We start from the raw sequence: 17,157 nt of genomic DNA, 5'->3' as shown, positions 1-17,157 counted from the left end.
TAATGAATTAAACTTATAAAACAACAAGCCTTAAATCCCTGTTGCACTGATATTTAAATAAAAAAATCAGGCATTCCAGAATTCTCTGTCTAAGCTTCTGTATTGTATTGCCTCAGAAATATGATGGGAAAGAATTTTTTCAGATCCTTCAAGGTCAGCTATGGTCCGTGCAACTTTAAGGATCCGGTCATAAGCCCTTGCTGAAAGGTTGAGCTTTTCCATTGCGCGCTTTATAAGACTGAAGGATGTTTCATCCAACTCACAAAAAGCTTCAAGTTCTTTAGGGCCAATCTGTGCATTGCAGCTTATATTAAGAGTTTTATAGCGTTCATTCTGAATATCCCGGGCCTTCAGTACCCGCTCCCTGATCACCTCGCTTTTTTCTCCTTTTCTTTTTTCAGAAAGTTGTTCAAATTCAACTTTCTGAACCTCTATATGAATATCAATCCTATCTAAAAGTGGTCCGGAAAGCCTGTTCATATATCGCTGCATTTCATAAGCAGAGGAAGTATTGTTCGGATCATCAGGAAAGAAACCGCTGGGACTGGGATTCATTGAAGCAACCAGCATAAAGCTTGCAGGATAGTTCACCGTAAATCTGGCTCTGGAAATAGTCACTTCACGGTCTTCCAGAGGCTGTCTCATAACTTCAAGAACAGTCCGCTTAAATTCAGGCATTTCATCAAGAAACAACACTCCGTTGTGTGCCAGGGAAATCTCTCCCGGCTGAGGATAGCTTCCTCCTCCTACCAGGGCCACATCAGAAATTGTATGATGAGGAGATCTGAAAGGCCGGACGGTCATTAAAGAAGCTTCTGCTCCCATTTTACCTGCGACAGAATGTATCTTTGTTGTTTCAAGTGCTTCTTTTAAAGTTAATGGAGGTAAAATACCGGGAACTCTTTTGGCCAGCATTGTTTTTCCACTTCCCGGCGGTCCTATCAAAATAATATTATGTCCTCCTGCTGCCGCTACTTCCATCGCTCTTTTAGCGGTCTCCTGTCCCTTAACTTCAGAAAAGTCAAACGGAAATTCATTGATCTTTTCCTGGAACTCCTTTCTGGTATCCAAAATAATTTTTTCAATAGGTTTTCCTTCATTAAAAAAATCAATAACTTCTTTAATATTTTCAACGCCATATACATCAAGATCATTAACAATAGCCGCTTCCCGTGCATTTTGCAGAGGAAGGATAATTCCTTTGAAGCCCTCTTCCCTGGCCTGAATTGCAATAGGAAGGACTCCCCGGATAGGCTGCAGACTTCCGTCCAGAGAAAGTTCCCCCATAATAATATAATCACAAACCTTTTCAGCAAAAATCTGGTCTGATGCAGCCAAAATACCGATAGCAATACTCAGATCATAAGCTGAACCTTCTTTCCTGAGGTCCGCAGGAGCCATATTAATCGTTATTTTTTTTCCGGGAATTTTGTACCCCACATTTTTTAAAGCTGCTGAAATCCTGTAACTGCTTTCTTTGATTGCGTTATCAGGAAGACCCACCAAATGATATCCTACTCCGCCTGTATCAATATTAACTTCTATCGTAATGGTTTGTGCTGCAACTCCGTGGATTGCACTTCCGTAAATTTTTATCAGCATGGACGTGTTTTTGGAGTAAATATAATTAATATACTATTTTAGAAAACAGTTAGTTACATTGATAAAATTCTATAATAAAAACTATAAATATGAATATTTAAACAAAAATCAGATGTCCAAAACTGATGTCTATAAACCCGTTTAATTAAAAAACCGGCACAAATTACTTTGTACCGGTTAACCACTATTAAAACTAACAAAAAAGATTATGTAATCTTTTATTTCTTAATGAACTTGTTCTTATATACTTTCCCGTCCTTGTTTTTGGAAACAATCATATAATTTCCGGGAACCAGGTGACTCACATCAATCCCCTGGTTATATTGATGGTCAGACTTTTTAAGAACCAGCTTTCCTGACATATCAATAATTGTGATTTCGCTGTATGTTTTATCTGATGCTTTTCCTATATAAAGGAACTGAGCTGTAGGATTCGGATAAATACTCATATTGCTGTCTTTAGGACTGGCTTCGCCGGTTCCCAAATTTTCACAGAACTGCCAGTTTCCGAAATTCAGCTGAACAAATGAAAACGGATCTAACATCTCACATTGTTCCGGACAATACTCCGTACAGGCATAGAACCCATATTTTCCAGATTCTGTTGCAGTATATGCATCCCCTGTCACTCCTGCAATGATACACGGATCACCTGCGGTTGGTGGATTGCTTCCAGGAACACATTTAAACCAGGTATGTGTACCATAGACTACAGGGAATACATTTTCAAACTTAACAGAAGCTCCATTGCAGACATTTACTACCCCCATATCAATTTCTTCATAAGTTCCCGGTGTATAGGTAGACATCATAGCCGGAAGCCCGTAAACATAACCGTCTGCCATAATTGCCGGGCTTTCTGCTGTACAGTCCCCCTGAGTAACCTTTACTTTAAAATAATACAACTGGTCATTACCATTGATTGTTAACTGCTGGGATGTTGCTCCGGAAATTGCTACCCACGGATTGTTATTGGGAGTCTGCCAGGTCCATTCCTGCTTATACCATTGGTAAGAGTCATAAGCCTGTGTAGAAAGTACTTCATTCTCTGTAGTGCAAAACAGGACTTTGTCCGGAAATATGGCACCTAGCCTTGGGCTGGTAATTGTAGGATTACACTGTGCCTTGATCGTCAGAATACCCAGTAACAGGCATGTTAAAAAAATTAGTTTTGTTTTCATATATATACATTTTAGATTGTTTCTGGTGTTTAACAGCTATATCAGTCAAGCAGTAACCTGATACCAAATTTTATGTTGAACTGAAGTGGTTTTTCCTTATAGACCGTATTAAGGTCGTTATTAGCCTTAAAATGATACCCAATACCGGGTTCTGCATAAATCCCAAACTTATCAATGACTTTCAGCTGGACCCCAACTCCTGTATTTACCGAAAGCTGTACAGATTTATTTTCCAGCTTCTCTTTTGAAGTTTCCTTTATCTGATCATTTACCACATATGTAGTCGTAAGACTGCCTGAAACAGGTTTTTCTACTAACGCTCCTCCGGTAATATATCCGGTAACCCGTCCTTTCTGAATAACATTATAATTGATCTGTACAGGAACTCCTATATAATGAACAGACTGCTCTCCTTTTATATAGTTATTATCACTTCCGGAATGCAGCTCTGAGGTCAGTTTCGTATAATTCAATCCTGTACCTATTCCCCATCTTTTACCCAGGCTTCGATAAACAGATAATCCGAACGTAACCGGAACTTTATGTCTTATCCTGGCTTCCACCTGCTGGCTCTGGTTGGCTAGCAGTACTGCCGTTAGAGGATTATCTTCGTAAGTGGATGTGCTCCATACTTCTTCCACTCCCATCGGCTTTCCATTCATTGAAACATAACCGGGAAATTGTTGTTCGGCATTTGAGGATGCATTTCCTGTAAGCATACTTAACATCCAGGGCTTTTTTGCCGGATTCTTTGTGTTATCCGCAAACTTATCTTCATCATCTTCCTGTTTAAAAAGAATATCATTGGCACCCTTTTCCGGAACAATTACCGGATCCTTAAGCTGAAATAATCCCTGAGCAATCTGAAGGTCCTGTGGGATTATTCCTGCTGTTTTCTGCCCTTTAAAAACCCTTTCAATAAATAGTTCATTAAACCCAACTCTGTCAACTGGTGAATCCGTAGTATTTTTTTCTTTTAAAACATCTTTGCCTTGCTCTTTTACCATTAAGCTTCCCGAATCGAATTTTTCTTCAGTGAACTGCTCTTTCTGAATAACCGGATTTTTTCTGTTATCTTTTTTAGCTCCCGATGAATTCAATGATATGATATTATCTTTTTTATCCTGAGGAAGAATTCTCATCAGAAAAAATAATAATACCGCAACAGCTGCTGCAAGGCCTCCAATACGATATAACAGGTGATCATTACTTTTCCCTGGGCCTTTCATAACATTCCGTTCCTGAGAAGCAGCTCCTGCAATGAACTTATCTGTCTCTTCTTCAGAAAACAGATCTTCTCTGATGTCATCCCACAACCCCTCCGGAACATCCTCTTCATGGTCTTCCATTCTGCTACGCAGTTTATTTAACCATTCATTATTCATATTGTGCTTTTTTTGACATTTTAAATTCGTTTATCTTCTGGGCAAGCAGTCCTTTTGCCCGATGAAACTGTGAAGCAGAAGAATTTTCTGCAATACCTAAAAGCCCTGAGATTTCTTTATGGCTTTTTTTCTCAAATACATACAAGTTAAAAACGGTCCTATAGCCATCCGGAAGAGCTCTGATCATCTCCATAATAACATCTTTGGGAATTTCCTCGAAATCCGGATCGTCTTCATCAGGAAAGTCGGGTAGTTCATTCACCTCAACTACTGTAAAGTCTGTTCTTTTTTTTATGTGCTTCAATGATTCATTCACTGTGATTCTTGTCATCCATGCCTTCAACGATCCTTTTCCACGGTACTCAAAAGAATCTATCGAACGAAACATTTTAATAAAACTGTTCTGAAGTACATCATGAACATCTTCTTTTTCGGTCATATAACGGGAGCATACATAGGACAGATTTCCGGAATAGGCTCCGAAAAGCTCTTTCCAGGCTGCCTCCTCCTTCATCAGAAGGCGCTTTACCAAAATCTGTTCTTTACTTTCATCCATGTACAGTTATCGTATCCGATTGAATATTGATTAAATTTTCTCTACAAAAATAGATTGCATTTGATCAGATGCAATCCATTTATGACAATTTCTCTACTAATTAGTCTTTACACAGAATGGAAAATTATAATTAATTGTTTCATAAGGTTCAAGAACAGCCCCGTCTACTGTAATCTTTTCTGCCACTATAGCAAATCTCAATGAATGATCCATTCCTACAAAAAAGCCTTTTTGCTTGGCGGCCAGCAAAACTGTGGTATTTTTATTTATCCCGTCTACCGGAATTTTAAGCTCCAGTACTTTAGGAGTAAAAGCCAGCTCCAATACATTATTTTCCGCGTTAACCGTTGCTTTATAATCAAGATTATATTTCACTTTCGCCATTTGTTTCAACGCTGCTTCTGCTTTTTCAGGGTCTTTTACAACAGACTCCACAATTTCTTTGATTGGAAATTCATCAAACTGCATGGTATCCTGTTTTACTTTAAAATCTATGATTTTCTCTTTCTTATAATTACCCTGGATCGTGATGAGTCTTCCTTTATAATTTCCTTTAACATCTTCCAGCTTTACCGGTGGTATATCCGGTCCGTCATCATTAAGGCATGAAAACAGGGTAAGGCCTGCCAATACAACTAAAACAGTCATAAAAATTCTTGGTACTGTAAATTTCTTCATTACATTATTTTTTACATTAAACATTAATTAATTCGAGTACTCATTATATAAATCCTGTTTTATAAAAATCTTGCATGGCTTTTTATAAAAAAATCAATCATTTTCATAAACAATTGATTTTAAGCAATAAAATATGTATCTGTATGAGTTTTATTTTTCAAAAAAATGACCATGTATAAAAATCTGATCAGAAACATACCGGATTTCAGGTAAAGAAAAAACATGATTTTTATGTATTGTACATACCGTCAGCCATGTCCTACATTTGCCGGTGGATAAATCAGGCCAGATAGAGGAAAACTATTTAATTTTAAATCATATCAATATTTTGTAAATGAAAGAAGCTGCAATGTGCAGCCTCTTTTTTATTTTTATTCTACTCCTCCTCCTAATGCCCGATACAATTCCACCTCAGCATTTAATTTTTCAAGAGTCACATTAATTGTTTCAAGGTCATTCTGAAGTTTATTATTCTGAGCAGTGATCACTTCCAGATAGGTTGCCATTCCGCTTTTATATAGCTTGAGGGCATCATCAATTCCTTTATCCAAAATGTTTGTTCTCTGTCCAAGAAGTTGTAACCTTTCTGTTGACCCTTTGGATTTTGCCATTGCATCAGAAACTTCTCCTACAGCTGTCATGACTGACTGCTTAAATTGTACTGCTGCTTTTTCCTGTTCTATTAGTGCTGTTTCATAGGCGGTTCTCAATTCTTTCTTCTGAAAAACAGGAGCAGCAAGGTTAGCAGCAATGGCTTTAGTAACAGATCCCGGAATATCGAACCAGGTATTAAACTTATTAGAGTTCAGTCCTATTTGCGGCGATAAACTGATACTGGGATACATAACTGCTTTTGCCAGTCCTGTTTTCGAATTGAGGCTGACAACATTAAGTTCTGCAGCCTTTATATCCGGCCTTCTGCTTAGCAATTGGGCAGGCAGCCCATCTGATAGTTTATTATCCGGAATCATCGTCTGCAGATTGCCTGTTCTTTCTACAGTATCAGGATACTCCCCACAAAGAATACTCAATGCATTCTCCTGAATAGAAATATTTTGTTTCGCAAGAGGAATCAGTAATTCAGCCGTTTTCTTCTGTGCTTCTGATTGCTGAACTGCTAATGAATTAATTTGTCCCGCCTTAAACTGAAGTTCCATCATCTTCAGCGTACTGTTACTTAATTCTATATTTTGCTCTGCAATCTTTAGCTGTTCGTCCAGAGCTATTAAATTATAATAAGCCTGCGCTACCTGAACCACAATCCTGCTTTTTATTGCATGTAAATTTTCCTTTTGGGCAAAATATTCCGCAGCAGCAGCTTCTTTCTGCATTTTGGATTTTCCCCAGATATCTACTTCCCAGGAAAGTCTGAGAGTTGCGTTAAAATCATCTATATATTTCGTGCCAAGAAACTGTTCATTAAGGGATCCGTTAAGACTGTTTTTAGAGGCCCAGCTTCTGTTCGCTCCGGCATTGAAATCCAATGTTGGCATCAGAGATAACTTAGCCTGCTTATACACAAGGTCAAGCTGCTCCATATTCTTCAGTGCTACTTTCACTTCATTATTCCTGGTCAGTGCTTTATTTATCAAACCAATCAGTTTAGAATCCTTAAAAAAGGTTTTCCAGGGAAGTACTACCGTATCTCCTGTTACCTGAGCAACTTCTTTGTAACGTTCAGGTAACTGCAAATCAGTCCTTGTATAGGGTTTTCCCACGTTGCAGGACACCAAAGCTGATATGATTGCACCTGAAATAAGGAAATCCTTTATATTAAATATTTTCATTTTATCGTTATTTTCAGATTTTCTATTTATTCTCTATAATCCGATTATTCCTGAGCTACAGAGACTTCAGTGGCAACATATTTCTTTCCGGCTGAAAATTTCTCATCCAGATACTGAAATGCCATATACAGTACAGGAATCACAAAAACCCCCAGCACAACTCCACTTAACATCCCTATTGCTGCACTTACACTGATTGACTTATTCCCGGACGCCATTCCTCCGGTAGAAACCATCAATGGAATCATCCCTACTATAAAAGCCAATGAGGTCATAATAATCGGACGTAACCGTGCTTTAGCCCCTTCCAGTGCAGAATCAAGAATTGAAAGCCCTGCTTTACGCCTTTGTATGGCAAATTCTACAATAAGAATTGCATTCTTCGCCAGTAATCCGATAAGCATGATGAGCCCTACCTGTACATAGATATTGTTATCAAATCCTATTGCTTTAATTCCCAGAAACGCCCCCACAACTCCTGTTGGTATTGAAAGCATTACAGCCAGTGGGAGAATATAGCTTTCATATTGTGCAGCAAGAAGAAGATAAACAAACAGTAAACACAGCCCCAAAATTACTATGGTTTGGTTTCCTGCTGACTTTTCTTCCAGGCTTAATCCCGTCCATTCGTAACTATAATCAGAAGGAAGCTTGTTCAGTGTAGTTTCTATCTTGTCCATCAGCTCTCCGTTACTGATCCCCGGCTTAGGAACCACATTAATATTCAATGAATTATAAAGGTTATACCGGTTTACAGACTCTGGCCCATATACTTTTTTCAAGGTAACCAATGTATTTACCGGAACCATTTCTCCAGTATTATTCTTAACAAAAATATCATTGAATGCCTTCTCATCCATTCTGAAAACTCCATCTGCCTTTATATTCACTCTATAAAACTTTCCAAACCTTGAGAAATTCTGGGACTGGTCTCCTGAAAAATAGGTCTGTACTGTTCCGAGCAGATTAGAAATACTCACGCCCAGCTGTTTAGCTTTATCTTCATTTACTTCAAGTTCCAGCTGAGGGTAATCTGCTCTGAACATGGTATACGCATATGCTACTTCCGGCACCTGCATTAATTGTCCGATCACATCATCCGCCTTTGTTTTAAGAACCTGTGGGTCCCTGCCCATACGGTCCTGCAGTACAATTTCCGCATCATTGGTTACTCCATATCCTTCTACCGGAGGCATTCTGAAACTCATCACAGTTCCTTCTTTAATGACAGCAAGTTTCCCATTTACAATATTCATGATTTCATCAATATCCTGAACCTTTCCTCTTTCTTTTTTGGGTTTCAGTTTTACAAATCCCATTGCATAGGCAGGCCCTGCGCTATTGCTTAAAAGATTATATCCTGTAATGGAAGTATTTTCCTGAACGGCATCAATACTTTTTAAAATCGTATTGATCTTATCTGATACTTCCGTTGTTTTTGTCAGTCCGGTTCCCGGAGGCATGCTTAGGGAATAGATAAAGAAACCATCATCTTCCATAGGCACAAAACTCTTAGGAGTTATCGTCAACAGCCATGCAGCTAATCCTATAATCCCGGCTATCAGACCTGTTGCAATCCACTTACGCCCTATCAGAAACCGTACTCCTTTTGCATAACGATTGGTTATATTATTGAATCCTGCATTAAATGCAACAGCAAATCTTTTCCCGAATCCTTTTTGTTTTCCATCTTCGTCCGCATGATTGTTTTTCAGGAATACAGCACATAAAGCTGGTGTTAGCGTAAGTGCATTTACTGCAGAAATGATAATGGCAATGGCCAGGGTGTAAGCAAACTGCTTATAGAACAATCCTGCTGAACCTGACATAAATCCTATCGGAATAAATACTGCAGACATCACCAGGGTAATGGAAATTACAGCACCGGTAATTTCGCTCATGGCTTTATGAGTAGCATCTCTCCCTGAAAGTTCGGTTCCCTCCATATTACTATGAACCGCTTCTACAACAACAATAGCATCATCCACCACAATACCGATCGCCAGTACAAGGGCAAAAAGTGTTAATACATTAATGGTAAACCCCAATACCAAAAGAAAGAAGAAAGTTCCGATAATAGCTACCGGAACTGCAATAGCCGGAATAATTGTAGATCTGAAGTCCTGAAGGAAAATAAACACCACAATAAATACAAGAATAAAAGCTTCAATCAAAGTAGACTTTACCTGTCCTGTGGCCTCATCCAGTCTTTCTTTTGTACTCATCACCTTGGTATATTTTATACCTGGCGGGAATGATTTCGACAATTGCTCAATTGCTTTATTAACTCCTATCTCAATTTCATTGGCATTCGATCCTGTCGTCTGCATGATTGCTACGGTAACTGCATTTTTCCCATTGGAAAGGTTATCCCCACTATTAGAAATAGATCCGAATTCTACACGGGCTACATCTTTTAGTCTAACCACACTGGTTCCATCATTTTTAACAATGATATTTTCATACTCTTCAGGTTTATTCTTTTTTCCTTTGTACCGGATGACATATTCCAGGGCTGCATTGGATTCTTCACCCAATTTACCCGGTGCAGATTCCAGACTGTGATCGGCAATGGCACTGGAAATATCAGAAGGCTCCAGTCCATACGATGACATTTTCTGTGGATTCAGCCATATTCTCATTGAATAATCCTTAATCCCGAAAATCTGAGCCTGCCCTACTCCTTTTACTCTTTTAACCTGAGGAATAAGATTAATATTTGCATAATTCTGCAGAAATGTTTCGTCATACTTCTGGTTGTCTTCTGTATACAGGTTAAAAATCAGCACCATGCTATTTTGCTGCTTTGATGTCGTTAATCCCATTCTTATTACTTCTTGGGGAAGTATGGGAGTAGCCTGCTGTACCCTGTTCTGTACATTTACAGCAGCCTGATCCGGATTTACACCCTGCTTAAAAATGATGGAAATCGTAAATGTTCCGTCATTACTGGCTGTGGATTTCATGTACTGCATGTCTTCCACCCCGTTAATCTGTTCTTCCAATGGTGTTACCACGGAACGAATCACCGTTTCACTGTTCCCTCCCGGATAAGAACCTGAAACAGTAATTGTGGGCGGAGAAATATCCGGAAATCTGGTTACTGCCAGCTGATTTAATCCAATGATCCCCAATATCACGATGATGAGGGATATTACCGTCGCGAGTACCGGACGGTCAATTATTTTTTTTAACATTTCAAACGTTCTAAATGATGATATACTATTTTGAAGGAGTGATTTTCGCAGCTACCGGAGCCCCATCAGTAAGAACATCAATCCTGTTTACTGCTATTTTGTCTCCTGGGTTCACCCCTTTTTTCACAAAGTAATCCTGAGAAGTACTTCCTGAAATTTCAATCTGGGACATTTTTACTTTATCCTTACCTTCCAGCTTATAGACAAAGAATTTATCCTGGATATCTTTTACTGCTGTTTTCGGAAGTTTGATGACTCCATTCAGGGCATTGTATATCATGACTCTACCCGTTCCTCCCGCTCTCAATAATTTTTCGGGATTCTGAAAAACAGCTTTCATCTGAATACTCCCCGTATTTCTGTCAAAATTTCCACTGGCATTTTCCAGTTTTCCTTTATAAGAATAGGTGGAACCGTCGGCCAAAATGAGTTCAACATTTTCAGGATTTTGTTCTGAAGCTGCAGCTCTGCTGTAGGCTATAAAGTCAGCTTCATTCATAGAAAAATAAACGTTTACACGGGTGATATCAGAAAGTGTGGTTAGCGGAGACTGGTCTGACGGACTGATGAGGTTCCCTACACGGTTCGGGATCCTGCCAATATACCCACTTACCGGAGCCTTAATTTGAGTAAAATCAGCATTAATTTTTGATGAGCCTAACGATGACTGAGCCTGTGCTACCTGCGCAGAAGCAGCTTTATAACTAGCCTGAGCTGTTTTCAGCTGCATATCGGAAACTACTTTACCTTCTACAAGCGGTTTCAGTTTTTCAACTTCCAGTCTCGCGGTTTCCTGCGCCGCCAAAGCAGACTTTAAGGCCGCTTTGTTCATATTAACCTGTTCATTATATACGGATGGGCTGATCCTGAACAATGTTTGTCCTTTATTAACATATTGACCTTCTTTCACATAAACAGCCTGCAGATATCCTGTAACCTGGGTTTTAATTTCTACATTATCCTGTCCTTCTATACTTCCGGGATATCCCGTAGAAACATCTTCATTTCCTGTCTCCACCCGGATAAAGTCTGTAGGTAATGCCTGAACCTGGGGAGTATTCTCCTGGCTGTTACCAGAGCCGCATGAATACAATACTGCTGCGGTGAGTGAAAGTGCCAGATATCCTTTTCTGTAATTCATAACATTGGTTTTTAAATTTTACTGGGCAAAATAAAACCATATCATAAGGAGGCCCGCTTAGAAATCAGATGAAGTGTAGTTAATCGCAGATGAACCGTATGATAAGAAAAATGAAAAGAAAAGGAAATATTTCCGCATCTCCGCAATCATAAACAAATCTGCCTTTTAATATTTCAAAAGGCAGCAATCACCGGAGATTCTGTTTCTATCTTTACAGTTGTAAAGATCTGTCAGAATCAATAAATAGAATGAATCAGGAACTTAATAATCCAGCCATGATTTAAAAACAGAAGATTTTTCTCTGCTTATAATCACTTCCATATCAGGATGCTTTCTCAACTCAAGTTTCAGCTTACCGTTAAAATGATTAAAAATCTGTTTTACTGAATCTATATGAATAATAAATTGTCTGTTAGCTCTGAAAAAGAACTTCGGATCCATTTGTTTTTCGAGCTCTTCCAGTGTCTGAGGGATATTTTCCACAATACCCGTGGTCAGCATGGCCTTACTGCCCCCAAATTCAGTATAAAAATATAAAATATCCTCTGCCATAACTGTTTTATATCCATCCCGGTGAGGGATAAGGAAACGTTTTCTGTAATTTTTCGGCTGCATATAATTCAGCAATCCTTCTATGGCTGTTCCTATAAAAGGAGCCGTTTCAATGAATGTTTCATAACGTCTTAATGCCTGATCAAGCTCTTCCTCTTCTATAGGTTTGAGAAGATAATCTATACTGTTGTATTTGAATGCCTGTACCGCATATTCATCATAGGCGGTAGTGAAAATTACAGGGCTTCTGATATCGAATTTATTAAATATTTCAAAGCTTAAACCATCTGCCAGACGCACATCCATCATAATTATATCCGGAACAACATTGTTTTCAAGCCAGTTCACAGCTGAAATAATAGAATCCTCCACAGATAATATTTCCATATGAGGTCTTAATTTCAGCAACAATCTTTTTAGCCGGTCTGCATTGGGTTTTTCATCTTCAATTATTAAAATTTTATTAATCTTCATATTAACGGAAGTTTTACAATGAATTTATTTTCAGTCTTTTCTATTATTGGCTTTGTATATCCCAAAATCTCATATCTGGCAATAACATTGGTAAGCCCCACCCCTGAAGAATCCGGTTTATTAATCAGCGGCAGAAATGTGTTGGAAACAACCAGCTCTTCATCAGAACTTGTATAAACATGTATTTCCAGAGGATTTGCCTTTGAGGTCTGGTTATGCTTAATCGCATTTTCAACGAGCAATTGCAGAGACAAAGGGAGGGTATACATTGTTCTGTATTCTTCATCGATATCAATTTTAAATACAACACCCCTTCCAATTCTTTTTTCAATTAAAAAAATGTAGGAGTCTAAAAACCTCAGCTCTTCTTCCAGAACAATGATGTCTTTTTTAGAATTGACAAGAAGATACCGGTATACTCTTGCAAATTTTTCTGAATATTCATAGCCAAGCTGCTGATCTTCAAGAATGAGCTCGGATAATACACTCAGGTTATTAAATATAAAATGCGGATCAATCTGTAATTTAAGAGCCTGGAGTTCAGCTGTCATTGCAGCCTGCTTATGCTTAGATGCCCGTAATTTATGCTGGGCAGCTTCAACAGCTGTTTTCTTCCAGTTCTCAAGCAGATAATCCACGGTATTAAATGCACTGATAACCAACGATATTACAATATTTGTTGCCACCCATTGCCCCAGCAATGTATATTCCTTACGTGCATCCATATCAGGTATACTATCTGAAGTGTTGTCAATAATGAAATTAACAATAATTACAATAAGTATGCTTCCTACCACCTGAAGGCTGCCCTGGATCAATAATCGTTTTACGGTTCTGTTTTTCCAGGGAAGCAATCGATTAAGGATCCGGTCAATGAATATGCTAACCTCTGAAATAATCACTGAAAAGAAGAATACCCACAAAAGATCTTCAATAATTGTTTTTAACGGAGTCTCCAGATATCCTTCCCAGACCGGATCAAACGGATCAATCAGATAAGAAAAAACACAAAACGTAATAATGGCTACCGTCCAGATAACCAGCCTTCTTTTCATTGCAGAAAGAATTTTTTTACTCCGCGCTATCTTTTTTCTGATGTTGGAAATCTTATTCATATCGGGTCTTTGCAAATGTAAAGATAGAAATAGATTTACAGGAATTTCTTCTATTTTCAATGAGACTGCCAAAACGGTCTCTGAAGTGTTAAATCAGAGCTCTAAAATGAAGGAACGTTTCATCTCCTTAAAAATACATTTCAACGCCATTTTATGCTATGTCAGTATTTTTTTAATAATTACTATCTTTTTCTGTCTTAATTTTATATTATCAATTCCGGAACAATGAAAACAATAATTATTTGCACAGATTTTTCCCAGGAAGCTGAAAATGCAACCCATTATGCTGCTTCAATGGCTAAAGAAAATAAGTATAAAGTAATCCTGTTCAACTTACAAAGTATTTCCATTCATGCCTTAAATGCCCAGGTTTCTGCAGATTTTTTTTATGAGCAAACGCTTAAAAATCAAAAAAAAATCTCCGATAAAGCCACAGAAATTGGAAGACTCTACACCATAAAAACAGGACATTACCTGGCTTCGGGCAATTTTATTGAAGAACTCAATAATTGCATACAAGCCGTAAAAGGGGATTTCATTGTTATGGGAATGGGAGAAAAGACCCTTGAACAAAGACTTTTAGGAAATACGGTTGTAAAGGCCATTCACAGAATAAAAAAACCTATACTAATTATCCCGTCTCATATAGAATATACAGGGATCAGGAAAATTCTTTTTGCATACGACACTCATAGAAATATGACCTGGACCGCCATGGATGATATATACTCTTTTATTAAAGACTTCAATGCTGAAATTGAGGTATTCAATGTCAGTGAAAGACTGGAAGATTTCACGGAGGTTGTTCATGATACTGATCTCAATTCAGGTCATAACCTCGATGATCTTAAATACAGTTTTAAAATAATTCAGTCCATTGAGGTAATAAAAGCGATTGAGGAAGAAGTAAAGATTACCAATTCCGATCTGCTGACTATGATCCCCTATAAATACAATTTTGTGGAATCTCTTTTCCACCGTAGCAAGACGGCCATTATGGCTTATAAAAATAAAGTTCCATTGTTATCAATTCCCTTAAATTTAGATTAAGTTTCAATAAAAATCTGCAAACATTAAATGATCCTTTCCCTTAAGGACAAATTACACTTAATCTTGTTAACAAGGCCGGAAATAATTTCCGGCCTTGTTTTTTAAATATTCACTATTACTTTCCCAACAACATGGTTGGTCTCCACTTCCAGATGTGCATTCCTGATATCTTCGAAAGAAAATGTCTTGTAAACAGCCGGTTTAAGGATAGTTTTCTTAAGTAAATCTGAAATTTCTCTTATTGTTTTGGTCTGAGATTCAACCATCATAAACTCAATATTTACCTTTTTCTGCTCTGCTTTTGTTTTTACTTCCTCAGGAATCTCAGGAGAAGGAAGCGTTACAATAATACCATGCTGACGTACAACATCTACAGAATCCTGTAAAGTTTCACCCTGAATAGTATCTATCACTACATCTATATTCTGAAGTTTATCTCTGAAGTTTTCAGTAGTATAATCAATATGTTCATCTGCGCCTGATGACAATACAAAATTTCTGTTTTTTGCGGAGGATACTCCTATCACATATGCACCGAAATGTTTGGCGATCTGTACAGCCATGTGCCCCACTCCTCCTGAAGCTGCATGGATCAGCACTTTATCTCCCTGTTTGATCTTAGCTACATGTACCAATGCCTGATACGCTGTAGAAGCTGCCATTGCCGCGGCTGCAGCTTGCTGGTGGGTCGTATTTTCAGGTTTTAATGCTAAATGAGCGGCAGGAGCAGCAACATATTCCGCATAAGCTTTTCCGTTTCCAAAAAAGTTGACCATCCCAAAAACTTCATCCCCAGTTTTAAACTCAGTTACGTTTTTTCCTGTTTCTATTACTTCTCCCGAAATATCCCATCCTAAAATTACAGGGCGTTTATCTTCAAAAATCCAGTTTAAAACACCTTCATACCCTCTTGCTTTTACATCAACAGGATTAATGCTTATGGAAATTACTTTTACCAAAACTTCATTATCACTGATCATTGGTTTTTCTATTTCTGTAAACTGAAGGTTTTCAACACCTCCGGCTTCATTTAAAATTACAGCTTTCATTTTTTTCTTTTAAAATTGTATGGCAAATGTAGCCTGAACGTATATTTGCTGCAAGTATGTACTTTTTTGTACGCTACATACTTAATTTATACTATTATTGATTATCAATTTATTAAAAATGAAAAAATTTATATCCAATGAACCGTCATGTCCTGTTGACTATGCTTTTAAGCGGATTGGTGGAAAATATAAAGGTCGGATTTTATGGTATCTGCATATGAATTCTGTTATGAGGTATGGTGAATTGCGAAAAGCATTATCTGATATTACCCCTAAAATGCTTACCCAGACTGTACGGGAACTTGAAGATGATGCCCTGGTCCACCGGAAGGTATACCATGAGGTTCCTCCAAAGGTGGAATATTCTTTAACGGAAACCGGCAATGAACTTATTCCATTTATCACCTATTTAAAACAGTGGGGAGAAAAACAGATTGAAAAAGAAAGGTAATAAGGTTCTGAATCTGTTTCCAAACGATATGAAAATTCTATTATTTTAATACATTTGTTATAAAACAATATATTTCAGATGAATTTCGAGCAGGTTAATCTACACCTTAATGCTTATAAAAAGCATAATCAAATATTGGATGCAGCAAAATATCTGATCCATTCCTTTGATCTGGAGCATGAAAACTTTGCAGGATTTGGTTTCAGGGAAGAGCTTTCTCCTACATCAATGCTTCTTACAGCAGAAGGAGAGCTGGGAGGGCCTCAAACAGTAATGATCCCAAGAAATTTATTTGATTTTGACCTGAACCTTGTACTCAATATGATCGCCCATGAAATGCTTCATGTAAGACAAAAAGCTCCGGGACAGGTCATAGAAGACAAAAACGAGAGAGAATTCCAGGCGTATTATGAAATGCTTTTCCATAAAGTTTTTCCACAGGTGCCTGAAGTTTCCGATTTTCATAAAAAATTTTTTGGAGGGAAAGCTCTTGAATACTACAAAAGAATGGGCGAAGGCTCAGAGCTCCAACAAAAATATGCAGAACAGAGAGCAGAAGTAGAACATTTAATTAACGAATTATTATGACCGTAAAGCCAGATATCACTTGGGCAGATTTTGAAAAAATAGACATCCGATGCGGAACCATCATTTCAGTGAATGACTTTGAAAAAGCAAGAAACCCATCTTACCAGCTGGAAATAGATTTTGGAGATTTAGGAATCAGAAAATCCTCTGCACAGATTACTTCATTATACTCAAAAGAGGAACTGATTGGAAAGCAAATTTTAGCGGTGGTTAACTTTCCCAAAAAACAGATTGCCAATTTTTTCAGTGAATGCCTGGTGTTGGGATTATACGGTGAAGATAAAAAAGACGTCACCCTTTTAACTCCTTCATTACCGACAAAGAACGGAATGCAGGTAGGATAACTCCTAA

The 17,157-nt window shown here is 37.9% G+C and carries 15 protein-coding genes; 4 read left to right on the top strand and 11 right to left on the bottom strand.

Annotated features, from left to right (window positions below):
* Window positions 1-66: 66 nt before the first annotated feature.
* From DRF59_RS15020 to DRF59_RS14975, 10 genes are all read right to left on the bottom strand, one after another.
* Window positions 67-1,602 (bottom strand): YifB family Mg chelatase-like AAA ATPase, encoded by a 1,536-nt coding sequence (locus DRF59_RS15020; RefSeq protein WP_115961841.1) that lies wholly within the window; start codon window positions 1,600-1,602, stop codon window positions 67-69.
* 218 nt (window positions 1,603-1,820) lie between these two features.
* A complete protein-coding gene (locus tag DRF59_RS15015) occupies window positions 1,821-2,783 on the bottom strand; it encodes a T9SS type A sorting domain-containing protein (protein WP_115961838.1) in 963 nt (320 codons plus the stop codon).
* A gap of 41 nt (window positions 2,784-2,824) precedes the next feature.
* Window positions 2,825-4,168 (bottom strand): outer membrane beta-barrel protein, encoded by a 1,344-nt coding sequence (locus DRF59_RS15010; RefSeq protein WP_115961835.1) that lies wholly within the window; start codon window positions 4,166-4,168, stop codon window positions 2,825-2,827.
* Window positions 4,161-4,724, bottom strand: a complete 564-nt coding sequence (locus DRF59_RS15005; RefSeq protein ID WP_115961832.1) for an RNA polymerase sigma factor — start codon at window positions 4,722-4,724, stop codon at window positions 4,161-4,163. The genes DRF59_RS15010 and DRF59_RS15005 overlap by 8 nt, the downstream gene beginning before the upstream one ends.
* A gap of 96 nt (window positions 4,725-4,820) precedes the next feature.
* A complete protein-coding gene (locus DRF59_RS15000) occupies window positions 4,821-5,402 on the bottom strand; it encodes a DUF4840 domain-containing protein (protein ID WP_115961938.1) in 582 nt (193 codons plus the stop codon).
* Between the two features lie 371 nt (window positions 5,403-5,773).
* Complete coding sequence (locus DRF59_RS14995) at window positions 5,774-7,189, bottom strand: efflux transporter outer membrane subunit (protein ID WP_115961829.1); 1,416 nt, start codon at window positions 7,187-7,189, stop codon at window positions 5,774-5,776.
* Window positions 7,190-7,233: 44 nt separating this feature from the next.
* Window positions 7,234-10,386: an efflux RND transporter permease subunit gene (locus DRF59_RS14990; RefSeq protein WP_115961826.1), complete on the bottom strand. Its 3,153-nt coding sequence runs from the start codon at window positions 10,384-10,386 to the stop codon at window positions 7,234-7,236.
* A gap of 25 nt (window positions 10,387-10,411) precedes the next feature.
* Window positions 10,412-11,527, bottom strand: coding sequence for an efflux RND transporter periplasmic adaptor subunit (locus DRF59_RS14985; protein ID WP_115961823.1), 1,116 nt, complete (start codon window positions 11,525-11,527; stop codon window positions 10,412-10,414).
* Between the two features lie 261 nt (window positions 11,528-11,788).
* Entirely contained in the window at window positions 11,789-12,553 is a 765-nt protein-coding gene (locus DRF59_RS14980; RefSeq protein WP_115961820.1) for a LytR/AlgR family response regulator transcription factor, read from the bottom strand.
* Window positions 12,550-13,668, bottom strand: a complete 1,119-nt coding sequence (locus DRF59_RS14975) for a sensor histidine kinase (RefSeq protein WP_115961817.1) — start codon at window positions 13,666-13,668, stop codon at window positions 12,550-12,552. The genes DRF59_RS14980 and DRF59_RS14975 overlap by 4 nt, the downstream gene beginning before the upstream one ends.
* A 225-nt stretch (window positions 13,669-13,893) precedes the next feature.
* Between DRF59_RS14975 and DRF59_RS14970 the strand changes: the two genes are divergently transcribed.
* The gene (locus DRF59_RS14970; RefSeq protein ID WP_115961815.1) at window positions 13,894-14,718 is read left to right on the top strand and encodes a universal stress protein; all 825 of its coding nucleotides are present in this window, start codon (window positions 13,894-13,896) and stop codon (window positions 14,716-14,718) included.
* Between the two features lie 101 nt (window positions 14,719-14,819).
* On the opposite strand, the gene DRF59_RS14965 is transcribed toward DRF59_RS14970, so the two are convergent.
* The gene (locus DRF59_RS14965) at window positions 14,820-15,767 is read right to left on the bottom strand and encodes an NADP-dependent oxidoreductase (protein ID WP_115961812.1); all 948 of its coding nucleotides are present in this window, start codon (window positions 15,765-15,767) and stop codon (window positions 14,820-14,822) included.
* 118 nt (window positions 15,768-15,885) lie between these two features.
* Here DRF59_RS14965 and DRF59_RS14960 point away from each other — a divergent pair, with 118 nt between their 5' ends.
* The 3 genes from DRF59_RS14960 (at window position 15,886) to DRF59_RS14950 (ending at window position 17,150) form a co-directional block, all read left to right on the top strand.
* The gene (locus tag DRF59_RS14960) at window positions 15,886-16,218 is read left to right on the top strand and encodes a winged helix-turn-helix transcriptional regulator (RefSeq protein WP_115961809.1); all 333 of its coding nucleotides are present in this window, start codon (window positions 15,886-15,888) and stop codon (window positions 16,216-16,218) included.
* Window positions 16,219-16,296: 78 nt separating this feature from the next.
* Complete coding sequence (locus DRF59_RS14955) at window positions 16,297-16,806, top strand: hypothetical protein (protein WP_115961806.1); 510 nt, start codon at window positions 16,297-16,299, stop codon at window positions 16,804-16,806.
* On the top strand, window positions 16,803-17,150 hold the full coding sequence (locus DRF59_RS14950; RefSeq protein WP_115961803.1) for a tRNA-binding protein: 348 nt from the start codon (window positions 16,803-16,805) through the stop codon (window positions 17,148-17,150). The genes DRF59_RS14955 and DRF59_RS14950 overlap by 4 nt, the downstream gene beginning before the upstream one ends.
* Window positions 17,151-17,157 lie beyond the last annotated feature (7 nt).

Origin of the sequence: Chryseobacterium flavum, assembly GCF_003385595.1 — a bacterium.
Lineage (GTDB): Bacteria > Bacteroidota > Bacteroidia > Flavobacteriales > Weeksellaceae > Chryseobacterium > Chryseobacterium flavum.
The sequence above is the reverse complement of the archived record's forward strand: the minus strand, read 5'-3'. Positions and strand labels throughout refer to the sequence as shown.